The following is a 21,747-nucleotide window of genomic DNA, read 5'->3' as shown; positions in this document are numbered from 1 at the left end:
CGGCCGGACCGGCGCGGTCAGCCCTCCAGCGGCTGGGCACCCAGCTGGGCGCGCAGCAGCGCGAGCGCCGCCTGCTCCGGGTCGACGGAGGGCTCGCGGTCGGCGGCGGGGTCGTCGCCCTCGGCCGCCCGCTGCGCCATCAGCTCGCGCGCCTCGGCCGCCTCCGCCGCCCGGGCCGCCTCGCGCGCGGCCTCCGGGGACGGGCCGGCCGGGCCCGAGCCGCGGGTCGCGCCCTCGACGACCGCCTCGACCTTCCATCGCACGCCGAGCAGCTCGTTGAGCGCCTCGCGCAGCACGTCCTTGTTGAGGTCGTCGCCGATCCGGCGGGCCAGCGCCGGCGACGACGTCGCCAGCGTGAGGACGCCGTTGCGCAGCTCGTGCACCTGCGCGTTCTTGAGCAGCGCCTCGGTGGTGCGCTTGTGCCGCTTGACGGCGGCGAGCACCTCGGGCCACACCCGGCGGACGTCGCCGGTGGACAGGCCGCCCTCGCCGGCGTCCCCGGTCCCGGGCTGGTCGGCGGGCGGGTTCGCGGACACCACCGGTCTCGGCTCGCCGCCGCGCGGGGCGGGCGCGGACTCGGCGGCGGCCCGCGGCGGCGCGGCCGGCGGGCGCGGCTCGGCCACCCGGGACGCCGCGGCGCGCGCGGCGGCGGGCTGGGCGGGGTGCGGCCAGTCCTCGTCGTCGGTCGGCTCCGGCGGCAGCGGGACGTCGGGCTCGCCGGTGGCCACCCGCACGCCGGGCCGGGGGCCCGCGGGGGCGGCCGCGGGACCGGCCGGGGCGGGCGCCGGGCGGGACGGGGCCGAGCCGGGCGGCGTGGTCTCGGGCCAGTCGTCGTCGGCCGCGGCTGCCGGGGACGCGGCCGGTGCCGGGGCCGGGGCGCCGGCGCCGGGCGCCCGGGTCTCCGGCCAGTCGTCGTCGGCCGCCGGGGTGGCCGGGGACGCCGGCGCGGAGGACGCCGCGGCGGGCGCCGGGCTCGGCAGCGGGCCCGCGGCCGCCGGGGCGGGCGGGGCCGTCGGCGGCGTCACCGGAGGCGCCGCGGGCGCGGCCGGCTCCGGCGCCGCCGGGGGCTGCGCGGTGCGCTGGGACGGGCGGACGTACTCGCGCCGCGGCGGGCCGCCGCGCTCGGCCGGGGCCGGCTCCTCGCGGACCGGCGCGGGCCGCGCGGCCTCACGGGCGGGCGCCGCGGCCGCGGTGGCGGTCCCGGTCGCGGCCTCCGGCACGCCGCTGATCGCCAGCCGCCGCTCGAGGCGCTCGAGCCGCTGCAGCGCGCCCGCGGCGGTGTCGTCGGTGGCCGGCAGCAGCATCCGCGCGCAGACCAGCTCCAGCAGCAGCCGCGGGGCGGTGGTGCCGCGCATCTCGGTCAGCCCGGCGTGCACCGTGTCGGCCAGCCGCGACAGCGTCGCGGACCCCAGCGCCTTGGCCTGCTGCACCATCAGGTCCAGCCGGTCGGGCGGGCAGTCGAGCAGGCCGTTGGCGCCGGCGTCGGGCACGGCGTCGAGGACGATGAGGTCGCGCAGCCGGTCGAGCAGGTCGGTGGCGAAGCGGCGCGGGTCGTGCCCGGCCTCGACGACGCGGTCGACGGCGCGGAAGACGCCGGGCGCGTCGGTGGCGGCCAGCGCGTCGATGGCCTCGTCGAGCAGCGCGTCGTCGGTGACGCCGAGCAGCCCGACGGCGCTGGCGTAGGTGACGCCCTCGGGCCCGGCGCCGGCCAGCAGCTGGTCGAGGATCGACAGCGAGTCGCGCACCGAGCCGCCGCCGGCCCGCACGACCAGCGGGAACACCGTGGGCTCGACCTGCACGCCCTCGGCGGCGCACGTCCTCTCCAGCAGCCCCCGCAGCGTCGTCGGCGGCACCAGGCGGAACGGGTAGTGGTGCGTGCGCGAGCGGATCGTCGGCAGCACCTTGTCCGGCTCGGTCGTCGCGAAGACGAAGACGAGGAACTCCGGCGGCTCCTCGACCACCTTGAGCAGGGCGTTGAAGCCCTGCGTGGTCACCATGTGCGCCTCGTCGACGATGTAGACCTTGTAGCGGCTGTGCACCGGCGCGAAGAAGGCGCGTTCCCGCAGGTCGCGGGCGTCGTCGACACCGCCGTGGCTGGCCGCGTCGATCTCGATGACGTCGAGGGAGCCCGGGCCGTCGGGCGCCAGCGCGACGCAGGACGCGCACACGCCGCACGGGGTCGACGTCGGCCCCTGCTCGCAGTTGAGCGAGCGGGCGAGGATCCGCGCCGACGACGTCTTGCCGCAGCCGCGCGGGCCGCTGAACAGGTAGGCGTGGTTGACCCGGCCGCCGTCGACGGCGTTGACCAGCGGGGTGGTCACGTGCTCCTGGCCGACCACCTCGGCGAAGGTCGCCGGGCGGTACTTCCGGTAGAGCGCCAGAGCCACGCGGCGAGGTTACGCGGCACCGCGGACAGCCCGGCGGACCTCGGGCCCGCCGGTCCCCGCGGACCGCGCTCAGCGCACGACGGTGTCCGGGTCGGCGTCCAGGAGCGCGAGGTCGGCGCGCGACGGCAGCCCCTCCCAGTCGCCCGGCACGGTCACCGCGAACGCCCCCGCCGACGTCGCCAGCGCCAGCCGCTCCTCCGGCGGCAGCCCCAGGCACAGCCCGCCGAGGTAGCCCGCGCCGAACGCGTCCCCGGCCCCCACCGGGTCCACGACGTCGACCCGGCGGGCCGGGACGCGGCGGAGCACGCCCTCGACGCTGGACAGCGAGCCGGCGGCGCCCTTCTTCAGCAGCACCTGGCGCGGCCCCAGCGCGGTCAGCCCGGCGAGCAGCGTCCCGTCGTCCGGGCCCTCGACGAGCAGCCGGGCCTCCTCCTCGGTCGCCAGGACGACGTCCGCCGAGCGCACCAGGTCCTGCAGCACCGGCGCGGCCTCGGCCGGCGACCACAGCGCGCTGCGGTAGTTCAGGTCCACCGACACCGGCACGCCGGCCGACCGGGCCTCCTCCACGGCCGCGAGGACCGCCTGCCGCGCGGAGGAGCTGAGCGCCGGCGTGATCCCGGTGACGTGCAGGACCCCGGCGCCGGCGACCGCAGCGGGGTCGACGTCGTCCGGGGACAGACGGGAGCCGGCGCTGCCGGAGCGGTAGTAGAGGACGCGGGTGGCCCGCGCGGTCCGCCGCTCCTTGACCATCAGCCCGGTCGGGGCGCCGGGGTCGACGACGGCGGTCGTGGTGACGCCCTGCCCGCGCAGCGTCGTGGTGACCAGGCGGCCGAACTCGTCGTCCCCCACGCGGCCGATCCACGTGGCCGGCACGCCCAGCCGGACCACGCCCACGGCCAGGTTGGACTCGGCGCCGGCGATGCCCAGCCGCAGCGCGGGCGCGTGCCGCAGGAGGCCCACCTCCGGCGGCCACAGCAGCGCCATGGTCTCCCCGAGCGTGACGACGCCGCGGCCCCCCGCCGCGGTCACGCGCCGCTCCTCCCGCGGGCCACCGCGTCGAGCGCGGCGCGGGCGCGGTCGGCCAGCCCGGCCAGCTCCGCGTCGTCCTCGAGCGCCCGGCCGAGCAGCGGGCCGCCCATCCCGACGGCGACCGCGCCCGCCTGCAGGTAGCCGGACACGTCCTCGACGCCGACACCGCCGGTGGGCACCAGGAGGACGTCGTCCAGGGGGCCGCGCACCTCGCGCAGGTACCGCGGGCCGCCGGCCGAGCCCGCCGGGAAGACCTTCACCGCGCTGGCCCCGAGGTCCCAGGCACGGGCGATCTCCGTGGGCGTGAGCGCGCCGGGGTACCAGGCCAGTCCCCGCTCGGCCGCGCGCCGCCCGACCGCCTCGTCGGTGTTCGGGGCGACGACGAAGACGGCGCCGGCGTCCGCGGCGCGGTCGACGTCCTCGGCCCGGCGCACCGTGCCGACGCCGATCTCGGTCCCCGCGCCGACGTCGGCGGTCAGCCGGCCGACGACCTCCAGCGCGCCCGGGGTGTTCATCGTGACCTCGAGGCAACGGACGCCGGCGTCGAGGAGCACCTCGCAGGCGGCGGCCAGCCGCTCCCCGGAGCGGCCGCGCAGGATGGCGACCAGGCCGCTCCCGGTGAGCACCGGTCCGGGCTGCAGCCGTGTGCCGGTCATCGCGCCGCTCCCATCCGCCGGACGCCCTCCAGCAGGTCCTCGGTCGCCGTGGCCAGGGACAGCCGCACCCACCCCTCGCCGAGCGGCCCGAACGTGGTGCCGGGCGCCACCGCGACGGAGTCCCGGCGCAGCAGCTCCAGCGCCCACGCGCCCACGTCCCCGCCGCTGCGGTCCCGGACGTCGACCCACAGGTAGAACGCCCCCTCGGGGCGCAGGTACCCCATCCCGCAGGCGCCGAGCGCGGCGACGGCGAGGTCGCGCCGCTCGCGGTAGGTCTCGCGCATCGCGACGACGTCGTCCTGGGGGCCGCGCAGCGCCGCCAGCGCCGCGGCCTGGGCGGGGGCGTTGACGCAGGCCAGCAGCGGCTCCTGCAGCTTGGCCGCCTGCCGGGCGACCTCCTCCCCGGGGCTGACCAGGTAGCCGACGCGCAGCCCGGTCATGGCGTAGGTCTTGGAGAAGCTGAACGCGCTGAGCACCCGGCCGTCCCGGTCGAACCGGCCGGGGCTGACGTGCGGCCGGTCGAAGGTCAGCGCGTCGTAGCACTCGTCGGAGAGCAGCCACAGGTCGTGGTCGTCGGCGAAGCGGACCAGCGCCTCGACGTCGTCGGCGGGGAGCACCGTGCCGAGTGGGTTGGACGGGGTGTTGACCACGATCAGGCGGGTGCGGTCGGTGACCAGGCCGGCCAGCTCGCCCGGGTCGGGGCGGAAGCCGTTCTCCGGCCGGAGCGGGTAGCGCACCGGGACCGCCTGCAGCAGCTGCACCGCCATGGCGTAGTTGGGCCAGCCCGGGTCGGGGATGAGCACCTCGTCGCCGGCGCCGATCGTCAGGGACAGCGCGTTGTGCAGCGCCTGCGCGCCGCCCGCGGAGACGACCACCTGCGCGGGCGTCGTGGGGAAGCCGTTGACCGTGCTGACCTTCTCCGCGATCGCCTGCCGCAGCGGGTCGATCCCGGCGTTCGGGACGTAGTGGGTCTCCCCGGCGGCGTAGGCCGCCCGCGCGGCCTCGACGACGTGCGCCGGCGCGGGGAAGCTCGGCTCCCCCACGTGCAGGCCGATCACCGGGCCGGGCAGGCTCCACGCGAGGTCCATCACCTGTCGGATGCCGGAGCGCGGCATGGTCTCCGCTCCGGTGGCCAGGCTGGGCATGGGTCGGTCGTCTCCTCGTCGGGGTCGGTCAGGCCGCGGGGGCGGCCAGGCGGGGGAACAGCGCGCGGGCGGTGCCGCCCGTCACGCGCGCCGCCTCCCGCTCGGTCAGGTCCGGCAGCGCGGACGCCACCAGGCCGCGGAGGGTGTCGTACCCCGGGACGTCGCTGGGCCACGGGTGGTCCGAGCCCCACAGCAGCCGGTCGGCGCCGTAGGCGGCGGCCAGCCGGCGCGTGACCGGGAACAGGTCGGCGTACGGCGGCTCCTCGGCCGACAGCGCGTACTGGCCCGAGACCAGCACGTGCACCCGCGGCGCGTCGGCCAGCCGCAGCAGCCGCTGCACCAGCGGCTCGGGCAGCGGGTCGTCGAACCGGGGCCGGCGGTGCTCGTCGACCCGCATGTCGTGGGGGCAGAAACCGAGGTGGTTGAGCACGACGACCAGGTCCGGCAGCTGCCGCACCAGCTCCTCGAGCAGGGGCAGCTGCGGGGGCGGCAGGTAGCTCCACAGCGGCAACCCCTCCTCGGCCATCAGCCGGAGCACCGGCAGGGCCGGGGACTCGGCGACCGGCATGGACGGGTCGCCGAGCCAGCCGGTGCGCAGGGCGCCGACGTCCCAGCGTTCGCGCCGCCGACGGAGTGCTGCGACCGGGTCGGCGCCGGCGGTCCCCAGCTCGGCCCCGGTGGCGACGGCGACGCCGGCGAACCGGGTGGGGAACCGGTCGAGGGCGTCGGCGACGTCGTCGTCGTGGGTGTCCAGGGCCACGAGCACGGCCGCGTCCACGCCCGCGGCCTCCATGCGGGCGAGCAGGTCCTCGGCGGGCGCCTCCCGGTCCGCCGGGGCCAGCTCGTCCACCCCGCGCGGGGAGACGGCGGCGGACCGGAAGACGTGCGCGTGGCCGTCGACCACGCCGCCGTCGACGCTCACCGCCGGGTCCGGGTGACGAAGACCGCCGCCGCCGCGAGGATCACGACGCCGCGGATGAGGTCGGTGAGCGTCGCCGGCAGCTGGAGCAGCGTGACCGAGCTGCTGACCAGCGACAGCAGCACCACGCCGCCCATCGTGCCGACCAGGCTGCCGCGCCCCCCGAGCAGCGACGTCCCGCCGAGGACGACGACGGTGATCGCCGACAGCTCCAGGCCCTGCCCGGCGGTGGGCGACCCGACCGTGGCCCGCGCGGCGAGCAGCACGCCGGCCAGGGCGGCCAGGACGCCGGCGAGCACGTAGGCCGTGACGAGGACCCGCGCCACCGGGACGCCGTTGGACCGGGCCGCCGCCTGGTCCCCGCCGACGGCGAACAGCTGCCGCCCGAACGCCGTCCGGTGGAGGACGAACGCGACGACGGCGAGGGCCAGCACCAGCACGCCGAAGGAGTAGGGCACCGGGCCGATCCGCTGCAGCGCGATCGTCGAGAGCGCGGTGGTGACCCGCCCCGTCGGCGTGGTGCTGATCGTGAAGGCCGCGCCCTGGATGAGGTAGAGCGTGGCGAGGGTGACGATGAACGGCGGGAGCCCCACCCGGGCGACCAGCACGCCGTGCAGGAGGCCGACCAGCGCGCCGAGCACGAGCATCCCCACGACGACGGGCGCCGTGCGGATCGGGTAGCCGTTGATGAGGATCGCCGTCAGCAGGGCCGACAGGGTGGCGAGGGACCCGACCGCCAGGTCGATCCCGCCGCTGAGCACGACCAGGTGCTGGCCGAGCGCCGCCAGGCCCAGGACCACGGTGGCCGTGAGGACGTTGGCGATGTTGGCCGGCGCCCAGAACCCGCCGGCGTCGGCCACGGTGAGGGCCAGCACCGCGACGGCGACGACGATCCAGACCGCCGCCCCGGTGCGGGTGAGGCTCGCGAGCAGGGACCCGCGGGTGCGGGCGGGCGCGACCCCGGCCGCGGCGCTCACCGCGCTGCCCCCGCGGTGTCCAGGGCGAGGTGCATGACGTTCTCCTCGGTGACGTCCTCGCCGGCCAGCTCGCCGACGACCCCTCCCGCGCGGCAGACCAGGACGCGGTGGGACAGCCCGAGGACCTCGGGCAGGTCGCTGGAGACCACGACCACCGCCATCCCCTCGGCCGCCAGGCCGGCGATCAGCCGGTAGATCTCCGCCTTGGCGCCGACGTCGACGCCGCGGGTGGGCTCGTCGAGGAGCAGCACCCGCGGGCCCCGCCGCAGCCACTTGGCCAGCACGATCTTCTGCTGGTTGCCGCCGGAGAGCTGCCAGGTGCCCTGTTCCGGCCCGGACGCGCGGATGCCCAGGCGGGCCTGCTCCTCCTGGAACACCGCCCGCTCCCGGCGGGCGGAGAGGAAACCGCCGCGCAGGACCTGCCCCAGCGCGGCCAGCGTGGTGTTGGCGCGCACCGGCAGCGGCAGGACCAGCCCGTCGGTCTTGCGCTCCTCCGGGACCAGGGCGACGCCGGCGGCGATGGCCCGGCGGGTCCCGGTGGGCACCGGGCGCCCGGCCACCTCGACCGTGCCTGCCGCCCGCCGGTGCTCCCCCGCGATCGTGCGCAGCAGCCGGCTGCGGCCGGAGCCGACCATCCCGGCCACGCCGACGACCTCGCCGGCCCGCACGTCGAGGTCCAGCGGCGCGGGCGCCCGGTGGGTGCTGACCGGGACCAGGCCGCGCACCCGCAGCACCGTCTCCGCGCCCGGCTCGGGCAGCGGCGGGAAGACGGCGTCGACGTCGCGGCCGACCATCTCGCGGATGATCCGCGGGACGTCGTACCCCGCCGACGGGCCGGTCGAGACGACCCGCCCGTCGCGCAGCACGGTCACGTCGTCGGCGAGGTCGGTGACCTCCTCGAGGAGGTGGCTGATGTACACCACCGCCACGCCGTCGGCGGCCAGCCCGCGGACGACGCCGAACAGCGCCTCCAGCTTGTCGCCGGAGAGCACCGCGGACGGCTCGTCCAGGACGATCACCCGGCTCCTGCGCACCAGCGCGCGGGCGATCTCGACCATCTGCTGGTTGGCCAGCGACAGGTCCTCGGCGCGGGTGCGGGGGTCGAGGTCGCCCAGGCCGACGCGGGCCAGCGCCGACCGGACCTCGCGGTCCTGGGCCGGGCGGTCGAGGACCCCCCGCGCGGTGCGCTCCTGCCCGAGCATCACGTTGTCCTCGACGCTCATGGCCGGGAGCACGGTCAGCTCCTGGTAGACGGCGGTGATCCCGGCCGCCATCGCCTGCCGGGGATCGGTGAACCGGACCGGCTCGCCGTCGAGCAGCAGCTCGCCCTCGTCGGGCACCTGGTTGCCGGTGAGGATCCGGACGAGCGTCGACTTGCCGGCCCCGTTCTCACCGACGAGGGCGTGGACCCGACCGGGCCGACACGAGAGGTCGGCCCGGTCGAGCGCCCGCACGCCGGGGAAGGACTTGCTCAGTCCCCGGGCCTGCAGGACGGCCGTCGTGGAGGACGCCATCGGATCAGCACAGCCCCAGTTCGCGCAGCTGCTCGTCCGGGAGGCCGGAGGGGACGAACAGGTTGTCGCTGCACTCGGGCCGCACGTACTCGTCGATCTGCTCGTGCGTGAAGCTCGGGCTGTCGATGTACACCTTGTCGAGGACCGGCTCGCCCTCGAGCACCGACATCGCCGTGTCCAGGCACTCGGTGCTCTGCTCGGGCGGGAAGGACGACAGCGCGAACTTGACGTCGGTGCCCTGGACCGCCTTGAGGAAGGCGTTGATCGCGTCACCGGTCATCGGCGGCACGGGGCGCCCCGCCTCCTGGTAGGCCTGCACGACGCCCAGGTCGCCGTAGCCGGAGTCCGACCAGATGCCGTCGAGCTCCGGGTACTGCGTCACCAGGTTCGCGGCCACCGTCTTGGCCACCGTCGGCGACCACTCGGTGTACTGCTCGGTGACGACCTCGATGCCCGGGTACTGCGAGAACACCTCGAGCGCCGCGGCCTTCTGGAACTCGGCGGTCGGGACGCCGGCCAGGCCGCTGAGGACGGCCACCTGGCCCTCGCCGCCCAGCTGCTGCACCAGCCACTCGGCGTACATGGTGCCGAGCAGCTCGTACTGGCGGGTCACGGTGGACACCGCGCCGCTGTCCGCGCCGAGCCGGCCGGCGCAGAGGACCACCGGGATGCCCTGCGAGGCGGCCGCCTGGACCTGGCCGGTGATGCCGTCCCCCATGGGGACGACGACCATCGCGTCGGGGTCCTGCGAGGCCAGCTGCTGGATGTTGTCGACCTGGGCGGTGGCGTCGCCGTTGGCCGAGGCGTAGAGGACCTCGACGCCGAGCTGGTCGGCGTGGGCGCGGAAGGCCTCCTCGTTGGTCAGGCCCCAGGAGTTGGTCGGGCCCTGCGCGGCGAAGGCGATCCGGTAGGTGTCGCCGCTCTTCGGCTCGGCGGCCCACTCGGAGGTGTCGACCTCGCAGATCTCCTCCTCGACGGGCTCGAGCTCCTCGAGGCCGAGCTGCTCGGACGCCGTGGTCCACGCCTCCCGGTAGGTCGTCTGCGCCTCCTCCGAGTTGGCGCACTCCTCCCCTCCGCCCCCGCTCGCGGACGTGCCCTCCTGCTCCGTGCCGCAGGCCGCCACCAGCGCGGCCGCCATGCCGAGAGCCAGGGGCAGGCGCAGCCGGCCCCCGCGGCGCGAGGTGCTGACGTGTGTCCTCATCGCACTCCATCCCTCTGCTTGTTCCGACGAGGGGACCGGACGGTCCACCCGCTGCTCTGGAGCCAGACGGCGAGCAGGATCACCGCGCCGCTCACCACCAGCTGCGCCCCCGCCCCGGCGCCGAGCTGCCGCAGCCAGGCGAGCAGCACGGCCAGGAGGACGACACCGGCGACCGTCTGGCCGATCCGGCCGCGCCCCCCGGTGAGGGCGATGCCGCCGATCACCGCGGCGGCGACGGAGTTCAGGTCGAGGCTGCGGGACAGGCGCGCGTCCACGTAGCCGATGTAGCCGGCGTTGATCAGCCCGGCGAGGACCGCGAGCAGGGCCGAGGCGACGAAGCAGCCCACGACGATCCACCCGGTGCGCACCCCGGACAGCGCCGTCGCCCGGGCGTTCGCCCCGGTCGCGTAGAGCCGCCGCCCCAGGCCGGTGCGGGACAGCACCACCCCGGCGACCACCGCGACGGCGAGGAAGACCCAGGTGGGGACGGGGACCCCGAGCCAGCGTCCGGTCCCCAGCCCGCCGAGACCGCCGGGGATGTCACCGGAGGGGGCGCCCCGGGTCCACGCGGTGATGACGCCCTGGACCAGCACGAAGGTGGCGAAGGTGGCGACGAACGCCGGCACCAGCCGCCGCACCACGAGCAGGCCGTTGAGCAGCCCGACGACCGCGCCGGCGCCGAGCGCGAACAGGACGGCGCCGAGGAGCCGGTCGTCGTCGCCCCGCGTGTACTCGGCGAGGATCACCGTGGTCAGCCCGACGACGGCGCCGATCGACAGGTCGATGCCCCCGACCAGGAGCACCAGGGTCTGACCGATCGCCGTCACGCCGATCAGGCCGACCTGGAAGAGCACCAGCCGCAGCACCCCGCCGCTGTAGAAACCCGGCGTCGTGACCGCCGCCAGCAGCAGGACGACTGCGAGCCCGGCCAGCGGGGCCACCAGCGACAGGGCCCGGCGCAGGAGGTCCCGGCCGGCGCCCGGTCCGGCCTGCGCCGTCCCCGTCGTCGTGCCCTGCGGCGGCGCGCCGGCGGTCACGACGTCCCCCCGCGCTCCCGCGCCGTGAAGGCCCGGCCCAGGTGCTCGTACAGGTCGACGGCCCGCCGCACGGCGGTGACCGACACCCACTCGTCGGCGCCGTGCGCCCGGCACAGCAGCCCCGGGCCGAGCGCCGGCAGGGTGGCGATCCCCTGGGCGGCGGCGAACCAGGTCGCGTCCGTGGTGCCGGGGAAGACCGACAGCGGCGGCGCGCCGCCCAGCACGGCCTCGCACGCCTCCTGCGCGGCACGGGCGACGGCGTGGCCCGCGGGCACGGCCGCCGGCGGCAGCCAGTCGTTGGGGGCGGCGTCGTACTCCACCGCGAGGTCGGCCCCGGTGTCGCCGGCCACCCGGGTGACCAGCCCGCTGAACGCGTCGGTCACCGCGCCCCGGTCCATGCCCGGCAGGAGCCGGACCTCGGTGTCGACGGCGACCCGGCCGGGCAGCACGCCGTAGCCGACGCCGCCGCGGAAGGTCATGCCGGTGTTGACGGTGGCCGCCCAGCCCTCGAGGGCGTCGTCGTTGGCCGGCACGGCGAGCTCGAGGTCGTCGGCGACGGCGGTGACCAGGCGGGCGGCGTCGACCCCGGCGTTCCGGGTGCCCGGGACGCCGGACAGGCTCGAGTGGCCCTGCCGGCCGCGGGCGACCAGCCGCAGCCGGGCGATCCCGCGGCTGACGAGGTGCACCCGGTCGAAGTCGTCCTCGATCCCGCCGGGCTCGCCGATCACGACGGCGTCGGCGTCGAGCGGCCGGGTGGAGGCGACGTGGTGGGCGCCGTAGGTGGCGCCGTCCTCCTCGTCGGCGGTGAGGAGCAGGCTCAGCCGGCCCCGCCCGCCGGGGTCGCGGGCCAGCCGCGCCGCGGCCACCAGCATCGCGGCGATCGCGGCCTTCATGTCGGCCGAGCCCAGCCCGTACAACCGGTCGCCGTCGACGTCGGCGCCGAGCGGGTCGACGGTCCAGGCGGCGTCCCCGACCGGCTTGGTGTCCAGGTGGCCGGACAGCACGAGGTGGCTGCCGCCGGGCCCGAGGTCCAGCGTCACCAGCAGGTTGGGGCGCGCCGGGTCCAGCGCCAGCACCTCGGCGGCCGGGAGGCCGAGGGCCGACAGCGCGTCCCGGACCACGCCCGCGACGGCGCGCTCGTCGCCCGGGGGGTTCGGGCTCGGCGTCCGCACCAGCGTCCGCGCGAGCTCGACGACGTCGAGGACGTCGCCGGCCGGTCCGTCCGCCGCCCCGGTCACTTGTACCGCCGCGCCCAGTCCTGCCCCTGCCACGTCTGGAACGTGACCGGGACGAGCCGGTAGAGCCAGCGCGGCTTGTCGAGGGTCGGCTCGAGGTACTTCGGGCCGTTCTCGCCCAGGTAGCGGGTGGACATGCGCTCGGCGACGGGCACCCACCGCCCGCCCACGTTGGGGCGCTCGACCAGCTCGGCGCGGCACTGGGCCACGACCTTCCGCTGGGCGCCCTCCTCGTCGACGGTGATCGCGCACCGCGGCTCGGCCGCGAGGTAGCGGCCCCACGCCGCCTTCTCGCGCGGCACCACCCAGAACGCCTCGCCGTCCCACTCCTGCCAGCACGGCACGACGTAGGGCCACCCCTGGTCGTCCAGGCAGGCCAGGCGCGCGATCCGCGGCTCGGCCAGGAACGCGGCGACCGCGTCCTCGTCGAGCTTGCCGACCGTGCCGCGCCAGCTCTCGTCCTCGCTCACGGGATCCTCCTCTCGGCGCCCGGGGTCTCCGGGGCGCTGGTCAGGACGCCGGCCGGGCCGTTCCCGTCCAGCGGGGCGCCCAGCCGGCGGGACAGCTCCGTGGTCACCCGCAGCACGTCGGGCGCCAGGCGCTGCACGTCGTCGCTGGTGAAGCGGTAGGCCGGCGCGGACACCGACAGACCGGCCACGACGGCGCCGGTGTGGTCGCGGACGGGGGCGGCGACGCAGCGCACGCCCTCCTCGTTCTCGATCTCGTCCGTGGCGTAGCCGCGCTCGCGGACGCCGCGGACGTGCCCGAGGACCGCGGCCGCCTCGGTGAGGGTGTTCTCGGTGCGCCGCTCCAGGGGGTCGGCCAGCAGCGCGAGCACCTCGTCGTCGTCCCGCCCGGCCAGCAGCACCTTGCCGATGCCGGTGGAGTGCAGGGGGTTGCGGGAGCCGGGCCGGGCGGCCGGGCGGACCGGCTTGGGGCTGTTCACCGCGGCGACGTAGAGCACCTGCCGGCCGTCCAGGACGCCGAGGAAGCAGGTCTCGCCGCTGATCTCGACCAGCTCCTCCATGAGCTCGGCGGCCTGCGAGCGCAGGTCCAGGCGGTCGAGGAAGGACTGACCCCACGCGGCGACGCGCGGGCCGAGCGTGTAGGCGCCCTGGCCGTCCACGCGGAGCACCTCCGCCCGGCAGAGGACGTCGAGCAGCCGCAGCGCCGTGGGGCGCGGCAGGCCGCTGGCCTCGACCAGGTCGACGAGACGCAGCGGGCGGTCGCTGTCGGCCACGTGCTCGACCAGCCACAGGCCCTTGACCAGGGCCTTGGCCGATCCGACCGCGGAAGTGGACGCAGCGTCCAGTTCGGCTTTGGACACGGGGTCCATTCTGTGGCGATCAGGTTCCCGCACAAGCCCCCCGTGCGTGACGATCCCGTTTCCCGGCGCCTCGGTGCCTCCGCTGTGCGGCGCCGCCGGACCGCCCGACGCGGCTCAGAGGGTGAGCTCGAGCAGGAACTCGACCTGGCCGCGGTCCTCGACGCGGACGAAGCCCAGGTCCGGCGCCGAGATGCCGGAGTCGGCGAACACGACCGGGATCGCGCCGGAGACCTCCACCCCGTCGGCGGTGCGGACGACGGAGAGGTCGGTCCATACCTGGCGGGTCGTGCCGCGCAGCGTGAGGTCACCGGTCACCGGCACGGTCACCGGGGTGCCGGACAGCTCCGGCAGGTCCACCGGCCCGCGGACGGTGGAGGTCGCCGTCGGGTACGTGCCGACCTCCATGACGCTGTCCCGGAAGTAGCCGTCCCGCTGGCTGCGGTCGGTGGTGATGCCGGCGACGTCGACGGTGACCTCGGCCGAGGCCGTGTCCCCGCCCTGCAGGACGACGGAGCCGGTGACCCGGTCGGTGGTGCCGGCGACGGTGACGTCGGCTCCGTTGAGCACCTCGTCGACGCGGTAGCCCGCCGAGCAGCCCGCGGCGACGGTCCAGGTCCCGTCGGTGTCGGCGGTCAGCTCGACGTCGGAGGGCTGTGCCTGCACCGTCGGCGCCGCGGCGGCGTCCTCCTCGAGCGCGGCGTAGACCAGCGGGCCCACGCCCAGGCCGAGGGCGAGGACCGCGACCGGTCCCCCGACGATCCACCACGCGCGACGGTGACGGGCCATGACGAGCTCCTCTCCTTGACGGTTCAAGGAGACGGGCGCACCGACCTGGGAGCCGGCTGTGGACCGCGCCACGGAGCAGGACGTGGGGCACGGAGCAGGACGTGGGGGAGGAAAGAAGGGACCCCCCGCGTACCCGCCAGAGCCCGCTTATCCTTGCTGCCTTCCGGCCCTGGGGAGGTTCACGGGGTGACGCCACACGAGGGGTCTGCCCCCACTGTAGAGGACGCCGCCCGCTAGCCTCACGGTCCATGGCCCCCCGGCGCGCCCTCGTCCTGCCCCCGCCCCGCTCCTGACCCGGAGCACCGCGGGCTGACCCGCGCGGCCGCCACCCCGCCGGCCGCCGCTGCGCCGTGCTCCGGACCCGGTCCCCCGTCCGGAACCAGCGCCCAGGAGCGTCGTGTCCACCCCGTCCTCCCCCGCCCTCTCCTCCCCCGCAGCGAGTCGCGGGTTCCTCCTCGTCGTCCTCGCCGCGCTGTGCTGGGGCACCTCCGGTCTGTCCGGCCGGCTGATCGCCGACCGCAGCGACCTGTCCGCCCTCGACATCGCCTGGTACCGCCTCGCGATCGGCGCCGCCGCCCTCGCGGTCGCCCGGCTCGCGACCGCCCGCCGCCGCACCACCGCGGTCACGGTGACCCGGCCGGTCGCCGTCCGGCTCGTCCTCGTCGGCGCCGGGCTGGGCGCCTACCAGCTCGCCTACTTCAGCGCGGTCGAGCGTGCGGGCGTGAGCATCGCCACGCTCGTCGCGCTCGGCCTCGCGCCGCTGCTCGTCGCCGTCGGGGGCACGCTGCTCGGCCACGGCCGGCCGAACCGGGCGACGGCCGCCGCGCTGGCGGTCGCCCTGGTCGGGCTCACGCTGCTGGTCGGCGTCTCCGCCGGCGCCGGCACCGGGACGACGGTGCTGCTCGGCGCCCTGATGGCCAGCGGCTCGGCGCTCGGCTACGCCGTCGTCACGCTGGCCGGGAGCGGCGTGCCGGCCGGCGTCCCCGTGACCCTGACCGGCTTCGCCGGCGGCGCGCTGCTGCTGACCCCGGTGGTCCTGGCCGAGGGGCTGTCGGTGCCCACCGACGGCGCGGCGCTGGCCGTGCTGCTGTACCTGGGCGTGGTGCCGAGTGCGCTGGCCTACGGCCTGTTCTTCACCGGCGTGCGGACGGTGCCCGGCGCCATGGCCTCGATCGTCACGCTGCTCGAGCCGCTCACCGCGACCGTCCTGGCCACCGCGTTCCTCGGGGAGCGTCTGGCCCCGGCCGCCGTCGCGGGCGGCCTGCTGCTGCTCGCGGCCGTGGCCGGGCTCTACGTCCGCCAGCTGCGGCGGAGTCCGGAGCCGGTGGCCGGGACGTAGACGACGACGGGCTCCCGGCGGTCGGCCGGGAGCCCGTCGTGCGGCTGCGGAGGATGGGAGATTCGAACTCCCGAGGGGTTGCCCCCAACCCGCTTTCCAAGCGAGCGCCATAGGCCACTAGGCGAATCCTCCCGTGCACGCCGATGGTACCGGGCGCCGCGCCGCGGGTCAGCCGCCGCCCCGGCACGGGCGCGCCGCCCCGGGTGGTCCGCGCGGGCGGCACGGGGCAGGCTGGACCGGTCGGGCTCCGCGCGGGGTCCGCACGGGGGCAGCGAGGAGGCAGACGGATGAGCGAGCCGGCCCAGGTCCGACCGGAGGTCGTGGAGGCGATCGTGGCCGTCCTGCACGGGGCCGACCCGTCGGGGCTGCCGCCCTCGGCGACGGCGGAGGAGAAGGCGGCCGCCAAGGACCGCTACCTGTCGGAGTTCGCCGCCGAGCGCAGCAAGCGCGACCGCCAGGCCCAGGCGTGGGAGCTGCTGCTGACCCGCGGCTACGACGAGCCGCCGACGTGGGCGCGGCTGTTCGACGACCTGGCCCCCGACGCGGTCGCGCAGCTGGGCGAGCTGTACGACGTCCTGCCCGAGGGGGCGCAGGAGGAGTACGCACGCCGCTTCGGCGTCCCCAGCACGGTCTGAACCGGCCCGTGCCGGGCGCCCGCCTCCGGGGTAGGAGCCGCCCGTGACCTCCACCGTCCCCGGCCGCCTGGTGGCCGGCCGCTACCGCCTCCTGGAGCGGATCGGCGGCGGCGGCATGGGCGCCGTGTGGCTGGGGCGCGACGAGCTCCTCGACCGCCGGGTGGCCGTCAAGCAGGTGCTCCTGCCGGTCGGCGCCGACCCGGAGACGACCGACCACCACCTCCAGCGGGCGCTGCGCGAGGGCCGGATCGCCGCGCGGCTCACCCACCCGCACGCCATCTCGGTCTACGACGTGGCGCTGGAGCAGGGCGTCCCGTGGCTGGTCATGGAGTACCTGCCCTCCCGCAGCCTGGCCGTGGTGCTGGCCGAGGACGGGCCGCTGCGCACCGACCAGGTGGCGCAGGTCGGCGCCCAGCTGGCCGACGCGCTGGCCGCCGTCCACGCGGCCGGGATCGTGCACCGCGACGTCAAGCCGGCCAACGTGCTCATCGGCCGCGGTGACCGGGTCGAGGGCCTGGTCAAGATCACCGACTTCGGCATCTCGCACGCCGCCGGCGACGTCACGCTCACCCAGACCGGGCAGATCACCGGGACGCCGGCCTTCCTCGCCCCGGAGGTCGCGCAGGGCAGCGGGATGACGCCGGCCAGCGACGTCTTCTCCCTGGGCGCCACCCTCTACACCTGCGTGGAGGGGCAGCCCCCGTTCGGCATGGACGACAACGCGCTGCGCCTGCTGCACCGGGTCGCCGGAGGGGAGATCCGCCCGCCCGCCCGCGCCGGGTCCCTGGAGCGGCCGCTGCTGCGGATGCTCGCCCGCGACCCCGCGGACCGGCCGGGGATGACCGAGGTCCGCGACGTGCTCGCGAAGCTGGCCGCCGGCCGCGACGGCGACACGACGACGGTCCTCCTGGCCCGCACCGACCTGCGGTCCTCCCGTGACCGGGACCGGACCGCCGCGGTGCCGGCCCCGGTGCCCCCGACCGACCCGGCGGCCCGCGCGGACCCGCCGACCGCCGTCCAGCCCGCGGCCGTCCCCGCCGGCCCGCCGGCCCCCGAGCCGGCGCCCGCCGCCCGCCCCGAGCCGGAGCCCGTCCGGACCGGGTCCCCCGTCGGCCCCCGCCGCGCGCGCCGCCGTCCGCTGCTGATCGCCGCGCTGGTCCTGCTCGTCGTGCTGGCCTCGCTCGGCACCTGGCTGGCCGTGCGCGGCGACGGCGGGAGCCCGTCGGCCGACCCCGCACCGCAGAGCTCGGCGGACCCGACGTCGCCGGCGCCGGAGCCGACTCCCGAGCCCGCACCGGAGACCGGGTCCGCCGGGCAGCCGACGGAGGAGGCGGAGGAGCCCACTCCCGAGCCCACGGACGAGGGGACGCCGGCGGACGAGGCCGAGCCCGCGTCGGACGCGGAGACCGAGGTGCGGCAGACCCTGGAGCAGTACTACGAGTACCTGCCCGGCGACCCCGAGAGCGCGTACGCGATGACCGGGCCGAGCCTGCGGTCGCGGGCGAGCCTCGACTACTACCGCGACTTCTTCGGCCGCTGGGACGAGGTGTCGCTCGTCGACGTCCGGGACGTCGAGGAGCAGGACGACGGCCTCACCGCGACCAGCCGGGTCGAGTTCGTGCGCGGCGGCGAGCGCGTGGTGGAGACGCACGCGGTGACGTTCGTCCGCGGCGACGACGGGGAGCTGCTGGTCGACCTCGACGTCGTGGCCTGACCCCGGGGACGACGACGGCGGCGCCCCGTCGCGGGGCGCCGCCGTCGATTCCTGCTGGCGGTGGCGGTGGGATTTGAACCCACGGAGGCTTGCACCTCACACGCTTTCGAGGCGTGCTCCTTCGGCCGCTCGGACACGCCACCGCCGAAGAGACTACAGGGCCCGCTTCCGGCGGAAGAACGCGCGTAGGAGTGTCGCGCTCTCCTCCGCCCGGACCCCGCCGGTGACCTGCGGCCGGTGGTTGAGCCGGCGGTCCCGGACCACGTCCCACAGCGACCCGGCGGCGCCGGCCTTGGGGTCGTCGGCGCCGTAGACGACGCGCGCCACCCGGGCCAGCACGCTCGCGCCGGCGCACATCGTGCAGGGCTCCAGCGTGACCACGAGCGTGGCGCCGGTCAGCCGCCAGCCGTCGCCGTGCACGGCGGCCGCGGCGCGCAGCGCGAGCACCTCGGCGTGCGCGGTCGGGTCGCCGCGCTTCTCGCGCTCGTTGGCCGCCTCGGCCAGCACCGCGCCGTCCGGCCCCAGGACGACGGCGCCGATCGGCGTGTCGCCCCACTCCTGCGCGGCGACGGCGAGCTGCAGCGCGCGGACCATCGCGGCGTCGACGACGTCGTCCGGCAGGACGCCGGGGGCCGTCACCGCCGGGCGCCGGCCAGCGGGAGGCCGACCAGCGAGGACAGCTCGGCCAGCGCGCTCGCGGGGTCGGCCACCTTGATCGTGTGCATGCCCAGCGCCCGGGCCGGCTTGAGGTTGATGCCCAGGTCGTCGAGGTAGGCGCAGTCGGAGAAGGCCAGGTCCCGGCCGGTGGCCTCGTTGAGCCGGGCCAGCGCCCGCCGGTAGATCTCCGGCTCGGGCTTGCGCACGCCCTCGACCGAGGACTCGACGACGGCGTCGAACAGGTCCAGCAGCTCGGCCAGCCGCCCGGTGCGCTCCATCGGCGCGACGTTGTTCGACAGCATCCCCAGCGGCAGGCCCGCGGCCCGCAGCGTCCGCACCGCCTCCACCATCTCCGGGCGGATCTCCCCGGACAGCGCGGCCAGCACGCGGCGGGCGTCCACCCGGTGCCCGGCGGCCAGCGCCTCGGCCTCGAAGGTGTCGACGAACCCCTCGACGTCGAGCTCGTTGCGCTCGTACCGGGCCCAGGCGTTGGTGTCGGGATCGGTGCTGTTGAGCCGTCGGATCAGCCCCTCGGGCAGGCCGGCCTCGGCCTCGTAGGCGGCGAAGGCGAGCATCGGGCTCTCGGTGATGACCCCGCCCAGGTCGAACACGACGGCGGTCGCGGTCGCGGTCACGCCCGCACCGCCGCGGCCAGCTCGTCGGCGAAGCCCAGCCGGGCGGCGATCCGCGCGACCATCTCGTCGGCCCACAGGTCGTCGGCGGTCACGATCGGCCGCAGCTCGTCGGCGGGCAGTCCGTCGTCGGCGAACACGTCCAGGTCCCCTCCCGGCCATCCGGTCTCGTCGTCGTCGAAGGCGCCGTCCTCGTCGACGGCGATGCCGTAGCGCTCGACCACCTCGGCGCCGAGCACCCACTCCTGCATAGTCGCGTCCGAGATCAGCGCCCGGACCATGCCCCCCGGCCCGTGCCGCAGCACGACGAAGTACAGCCGCGAGTCGACGACGACCACGAACGGCCCCGGCCACTCCTCGGCACCGGGGTCGCCCAGCGCCCGCTCGAGGACCGGCAGCTCGTCGGAGGCGTCGGCGGCCAGCAGCTCCACCCGCCAGCGCCCACCGCGGCGGGCGACCCGCACCGCCCAGCTGGGCGGGGCGGCCGTCTCCCGGGCGCTCACCGGACCCGCAGCATGGTCAGGCCGTCGGCCAGCGGCAGCAGCACGGTCTCGAAGCGGGGGTCGGTGGCCAGCGCGGCGTTGAGGTCGGCGAGCACGCGGTCCTCGTCGCTCTCGGGCGCCAGCACGCGGCCGCTGCGCAGGGTGTTGTCCAGCAGCACGAGGCCGCCGGGCCGCATCCGCGGGTGCAGCTCCTCGACGTAGGCGGGGTAGCCGCCCTTGTCGGCGTCGACGAAGGCGAGGTCGAACGCGGGCTCGGCGGGCACCGCGCGCAGCAGGTCCAGCGCCTCCCCCAGCCGCAGCTCCACCCGGGCGGCGACGCCGGCCCGCTCCCAGTACCGGCGGGCGACCGCCGTCCACTCCTCGCTGCGGTCCAGGCACAGCAGCGAGCCGCCCTCGGCCAGGCCGCGGGCGATGCACAGGGCGGAGAACCCGGTGAAGGTGCCGATCTCGACGGCCCTGCGGACGCCGAGCGCGGCGGTGAGCAGCTGCATGAGCACGCCCTGCTCGACGGCGATCTGGAAGGTGGCCGGGGCCTCGCCCCGGTCGGCCAGCGCCGCGGTCTCGGCGACCAGCGCGGCGGCCACCTCGTCCAGCGGTTCGGAGCTGGCCCGCACGTAGTCCGACACCTCCTGCGTGAGGAGGAACGACCGCGGGGTCATGCCGGAGGCCGGGAGCGCGGGGAGTGCGGCATAGCCTCTGATCATGGCCGATCCCGCACCCTCCGACGGAGCCGAGGTCGACGCCGCACTGTTCGCCCGGCTGGCCGCCGACCCGCTCGCGGAGCTGCTCGGCATCGAGCTCGAGCAGGTGCGGCCGGGGTACGCGCGGGCGGCCATGACCGTCGGCCCGCGGCTGCTCAACGCCGTCGGCACCGCGCACGGCGGCGCGACGATGGCGCTGCTCGACGTCGTCCACGCGGCGGTGAGCAACAGCCACGGCACGGTGGCCGTCGCGCAGGACGTGCACACCGAGTTCCTGGTCGCGGGCCGGCCCGGGGAGCGTCTGGTGGCCGAGGGCAGCGAGCTGCACCGCGGGAGCCGCACCGCCGTCTACCGGATCGACGCCCGCGGCGAGGACGGCCGGCTGGTCGCCACCGCGCTGGCCCGCGTCTTCCGCACCGACCGGCCCTGGGGCTCGCCGGCATGAGCCTCCCCGTCCCGACGATGCCGGCGCCGCCGGTCGGGGTGGTCGGCCTGGGCCAGCTGGGCGGGTCCCTGGCGGCCGCGCTGGTCGCCGCCGGCCGCGAGGTGTCCGGGTGGGACGTCGACCCGGCCGCGCGCGAGGCGGCCGCGGCGCGCGGTGTGCGGGTCACCCGCGAGCTCGGCGGCGTCGTCGTCCTCGCCGTCCCCCTCCCGGCGATGGCCACGGCGCTCGACGGTCTCGACGTCGACCCCGCCGCCACCGTCACCGACCTCGGCTCGGTGAAGGTCCCGGTCCTCGCCTCGGTGGGGGCGGCGCTCGGCGGCCGGTTCGTCGGCGGGCACCCGATGGCCGGGACCGAGCGGTCCGGGCACGGCGCCACCGACCCCGGCCTGTTCCGCGGCGCGCGCTGGGCGCTGTGCCTGGAGCCGGGGACCGACCTGCGGCGCTGGCTGCGCGCCGCCGAGGTCGCGCTCGACGCCGGCGCCGAGGTGGTGCCGGTGACCGCCGCCGAGCACGACGACGCCGTCGCCGCGGTCAGCCACGTGCCGCACCTGCTCGCCGCCGCGCTCGCCGCGGCGGCCGGGGAGGCCGGCCCGCTGGCGCTCGCGCTGGCGGCCGGCAGCTTCCGCGACGGCACCCGGGTGATCGGCAGCGACCCGGCGTTCGTCACCGCGATCGTCGAGGGCAACGCCGGGCCGACGGCGGCCGCGCTGGCGCGGGTGCGCGCGCAGCTGGACCGCCCCTGGCCGGAGCTGGTCGCCGCCGGGCACGCGGTGCGCGGCGCGGCCCCCGGGCGCCGGGCGGTCCGGGTCCCGCTGGACCGGCCGGCGCTGCTGGCCCTGGGCCGGGCCGGCGGCGCGGTGACGCGGCGGCTGGCCGCGTTCGTCGAGGGCTGGGTCCCCGGGGGCTGA

The 21,747-nt window shown here is 77.0% G+C and carries 22 protein-coding genes, 2 tRNA genes and 1 other RNA gene; 5 read left to right on the top strand and 20 right to left on the bottom strand.

Annotation, left to right across the window (positions count from 1 at the left end):
• Positions 1–17: 17 nt before the first annotated feature.
• The 14 genes from ACI798_RS17120 to ffs all read right to left on the bottom strand — a co-directional run bounded on the left by ACI798_RS17120 (position 18) and on the right by ffs (position 14,422).
• The gene (locus ACI798_RS17120) at positions 18–2,387 is read right to left on the bottom strand and encodes a DNA polymerase III subunit gamma and tau (RefSeq protein ID WP_457048476.1); all 2,370 of its coding nucleotides are present in this window, start codon (positions 2,385–2,387) and stop codon (positions 18–20) included.
• 69 nt (positions 2,388–2,456) lie between these two features.
• On the bottom strand, positions 2,457–3,416 hold the full coding sequence (locus tag ACI798_RS17115; protein WP_457048475.1) for a sugar kinase: 960 nt from the start codon (positions 3,414–3,416) through the stop codon (positions 2,457–2,459).
• A complete protein-coding gene (locus tag ACI798_RS17110) occupies positions 3,413–4,072 on the bottom strand; it encodes a bifunctional 4-hydroxy-2-oxoglutarate aldolase/2-dehydro-3-deoxy-phosphogluconate aldolase (RefSeq protein WP_457048474.1) in 660 nt (219 codons plus the stop codon). Before ACI798_RS17110 ends, ACI798_RS17115 begins: the two co-directional genes overlap by 4 nt.
• Positions 4,069–5,217: a pyridoxal phosphate-dependent aminotransferase gene (locus ACI798_RS17105; protein WP_456942180.1), complete on the bottom strand. Its 1,149-nt coding sequence runs from the start codon at positions 5,215–5,217 to the stop codon at positions 4,069–4,071. Before ACI798_RS17105 ends, ACI798_RS17110 begins: the two co-directional genes overlap by 4 nt.
• 28 nt (positions 5,218–5,245) lie before the next feature.
• Positions 5,246–6,139, bottom strand: a complete 894-nt coding sequence (locus ACI798_RS17100; protein ID WP_457048473.1) for an amidohydrolase family protein — start codon at positions 6,137–6,139, stop codon at positions 5,246–5,248.
• On the bottom strand, positions 6,136–7,113 hold the full coding sequence (locus tag ACI798_RS17095) for an ABC transporter permease (protein WP_456942182.1): 978 nt from the start codon (positions 7,111–7,113) through the stop codon (positions 6,136–6,138). The genes ACI798_RS17100 and ACI798_RS17095 overlap by 4 nt, the downstream gene beginning before the upstream one ends.
• Complete coding sequence (locus tag ACI798_RS17090) at positions 7,110–8,627, bottom strand: sugar ABC transporter ATP-binding protein (protein WP_457048472.1); 1,518 nt, start codon at positions 8,625–8,627, stop codon at positions 7,110–7,112. Before ACI798_RS17090 ends, ACI798_RS17095 begins: the two co-directional genes overlap by 4 nt.
• A 4-nt stretch (positions 8,628–8,631) precedes the next feature.
• Positions 8,632–9,828, bottom strand: coding sequence for a substrate-binding domain-containing protein (locus tag ACI798_RS17085; RefSeq protein ID WP_457048471.1), 1,197 nt, complete (start codon positions 9,826–9,828; stop codon positions 8,632–8,634).
• Complete coding sequence (locus ACI798_RS17080; protein WP_456942185.1) at positions 9,825–10,865, bottom strand: ABC transporter permease; 1,041 nt, start codon at positions 10,863–10,865, stop codon at positions 9,825–9,827. Before ACI798_RS17080 ends, ACI798_RS17085 begins: the two co-directional genes overlap by 4 nt.
• Positions 10,862–12,136, bottom strand: a complete 1,275-nt coding sequence (locus ACI798_RS17075) for a M20 family metallopeptidase (protein ID WP_456942186.1) — start codon at positions 12,134–12,136, stop codon at positions 10,862–10,864. The genes ACI798_RS17080 and ACI798_RS17075 overlap by 4 nt, the downstream gene beginning before the upstream one ends.
• Complete coding sequence (locus ACI798_RS17070) at positions 12,100–12,570, bottom strand: pyridoxamine 5'-phosphate oxidase family protein (RefSeq protein ID WP_456942187.1); 471 nt, start codon at positions 12,568–12,570, stop codon at positions 12,100–12,102. Before ACI798_RS17070 ends, ACI798_RS17075 begins: the two co-directional genes overlap by 37 nt.
• A complete protein-coding gene (locus tag ACI798_RS17065) occupies positions 12,567–13,427 on the bottom strand; it encodes an IclR family transcriptional regulator (RefSeq protein ID WP_456942188.1) in 861 nt (286 codons plus the stop codon). Before ACI798_RS17065 ends, ACI798_RS17070 begins: the two co-directional genes overlap by 4 nt.
• A 114-nt stretch (positions 13,428–13,541) precedes the next feature.
• A complete protein-coding gene (locus tag ACI798_RS17060; RefSeq protein ID WP_457048470.1) occupies positions 13,542–14,213 on the bottom strand; it encodes a YceI family protein in 672 nt (223 codons plus the stop codon).
• A 113-nt stretch (positions 14,214–14,326) separates the two neighbouring features.
• An RNA gene (gene ffs, locus ACI798_RS17055) (signal recognition particle sRNA small type) lies at positions 14,327–14,422 on the bottom strand.
• A gap of 188 nt (positions 14,423–14,610) precedes the next feature.
• On the opposite strand from ffs, the gene ACI798_RS17050 reads away from it, so the two are divergent.
• Positions 14,611–15,552 carry a DMT family transporter gene (locus ACI798_RS17050; RefSeq protein ID WP_457048469.1) on the top strand — a complete coding sequence of 314 codons (942 nt, stop codon included), beginning with the start codon at positions 14,611–14,613 and terminating at the stop codon, positions 15,550–15,552.
• A 47-nt stretch (positions 15,553–15,599) separates the two neighbouring features.
• Here the strand turns inward: ACI798_RS17050 and ACI798_RS17045 are convergent.
• Positions 15,600–15,684 (bottom strand) — tRNA-Ser (locus ACI798_RS17045).
• A 155-nt stretch (positions 15,685–15,839) separates the two neighbouring features.
• Here ACI798_RS17045 and ACI798_RS17040 point away from each other — a divergent pair.
• Both ACI798_RS17040 and ACI798_RS17035 read left to right on the top strand, forming a co-directional pair.
• Positions 15,840–16,187: a hypothetical protein gene (locus ACI798_RS17040; protein ID WP_456942190.1), complete on the top strand. Its 348-nt coding sequence runs from the start codon at positions 15,840–15,842 to the stop codon at positions 16,185–16,187.
• 43 nt (positions 16,188–16,230) lie between these two features.
• Complete coding sequence (locus ACI798_RS17035; RefSeq protein WP_457048468.1) at positions 16,231–17,901, top strand: serine/threonine-protein kinase; 1,671 nt, start codon at positions 16,231–16,233, stop codon at positions 17,899–17,901.
• Positions 17,902–17,956: 55 nt separating this feature from the next.
• Here the strand turns inward: ACI798_RS17035 and ACI798_RS17030 are convergent.
• The 5 genes from ACI798_RS17030 to ACI798_RS17010 form a co-directional block, all read right to left on the bottom strand.
• Positions 17,957–18,044 (bottom strand) — tRNA-Ser (locus ACI798_RS17030).
• 10 nt (positions 18,045–18,054) lie between these two features.
• Positions 18,055–18,540, bottom strand: a complete 486-nt coding sequence (locus ACI798_RS17025) for a nucleoside deaminase (RefSeq protein ID WP_456942192.1) — start codon at positions 18,538–18,540, stop codon at positions 18,055–18,057.
• Complete coding sequence (locus ACI798_RS17020; protein WP_456942193.1) at positions 18,537–19,193, bottom strand: HAD-IA family hydrolase; 657 nt, start codon at positions 19,191–19,193, stop codon at positions 18,537–18,539. Before ACI798_RS17020 ends, ACI798_RS17025 begins: the two co-directional genes overlap by 4 nt.
• Positions 19,190–19,693 (bottom strand): tRNA adenosine deaminase-associated protein, encoded by a 504-nt coding sequence (locus ACI798_RS17015; protein WP_456942194.1) that lies wholly within the window; start codon positions 19,691–19,693, stop codon positions 19,190–19,192. Before ACI798_RS17015 ends, ACI798_RS17020 begins: the two co-directional genes overlap by 4 nt.
• Positions 19,690–20,397, bottom strand: a complete 708-nt coding sequence (locus ACI798_RS17010) for an O-methyltransferase (RefSeq protein ID WP_457048467.1) — start codon at positions 20,395–20,397, stop codon at positions 19,690–19,692. The genes ACI798_RS17015 and ACI798_RS17010 overlap by 4 nt, the downstream gene beginning before the upstream one ends.
• Here ACI798_RS17010 and ACI798_RS17005 point away from each other — a divergent pair.
• Positions 20,396–20,839, top strand: a complete 444-nt coding sequence (locus tag ACI798_RS17005; RefSeq protein WP_456942196.1) for a PaaI family thioesterase — start codon at positions 20,396–20,398, stop codon at positions 20,837–20,839. The genes ACI798_RS17010 and ACI798_RS17005 overlap by 2 nt on opposite strands.
• Positions 20,836–21,747 (top strand): prephenate dehydrogenase/arogenate dehydrogenase family protein, encoded by a 912-nt coding sequence (locus ACI798_RS17000; protein WP_456942197.1) that lies wholly within the window; start codon positions 20,836–20,838, stop codon positions 21,745–21,747. The genes ACI798_RS17005 and ACI798_RS17000 overlap by 4 nt, the downstream gene beginning before the upstream one ends.

Source organism: Geodermatophilus sp. SYSU D01045, assembly GCF_054050295.1.
Note: the sequence above shows the minus strand (reverse complement) of the source record. Positions and strands in the feature narration are given on the sequence as shown.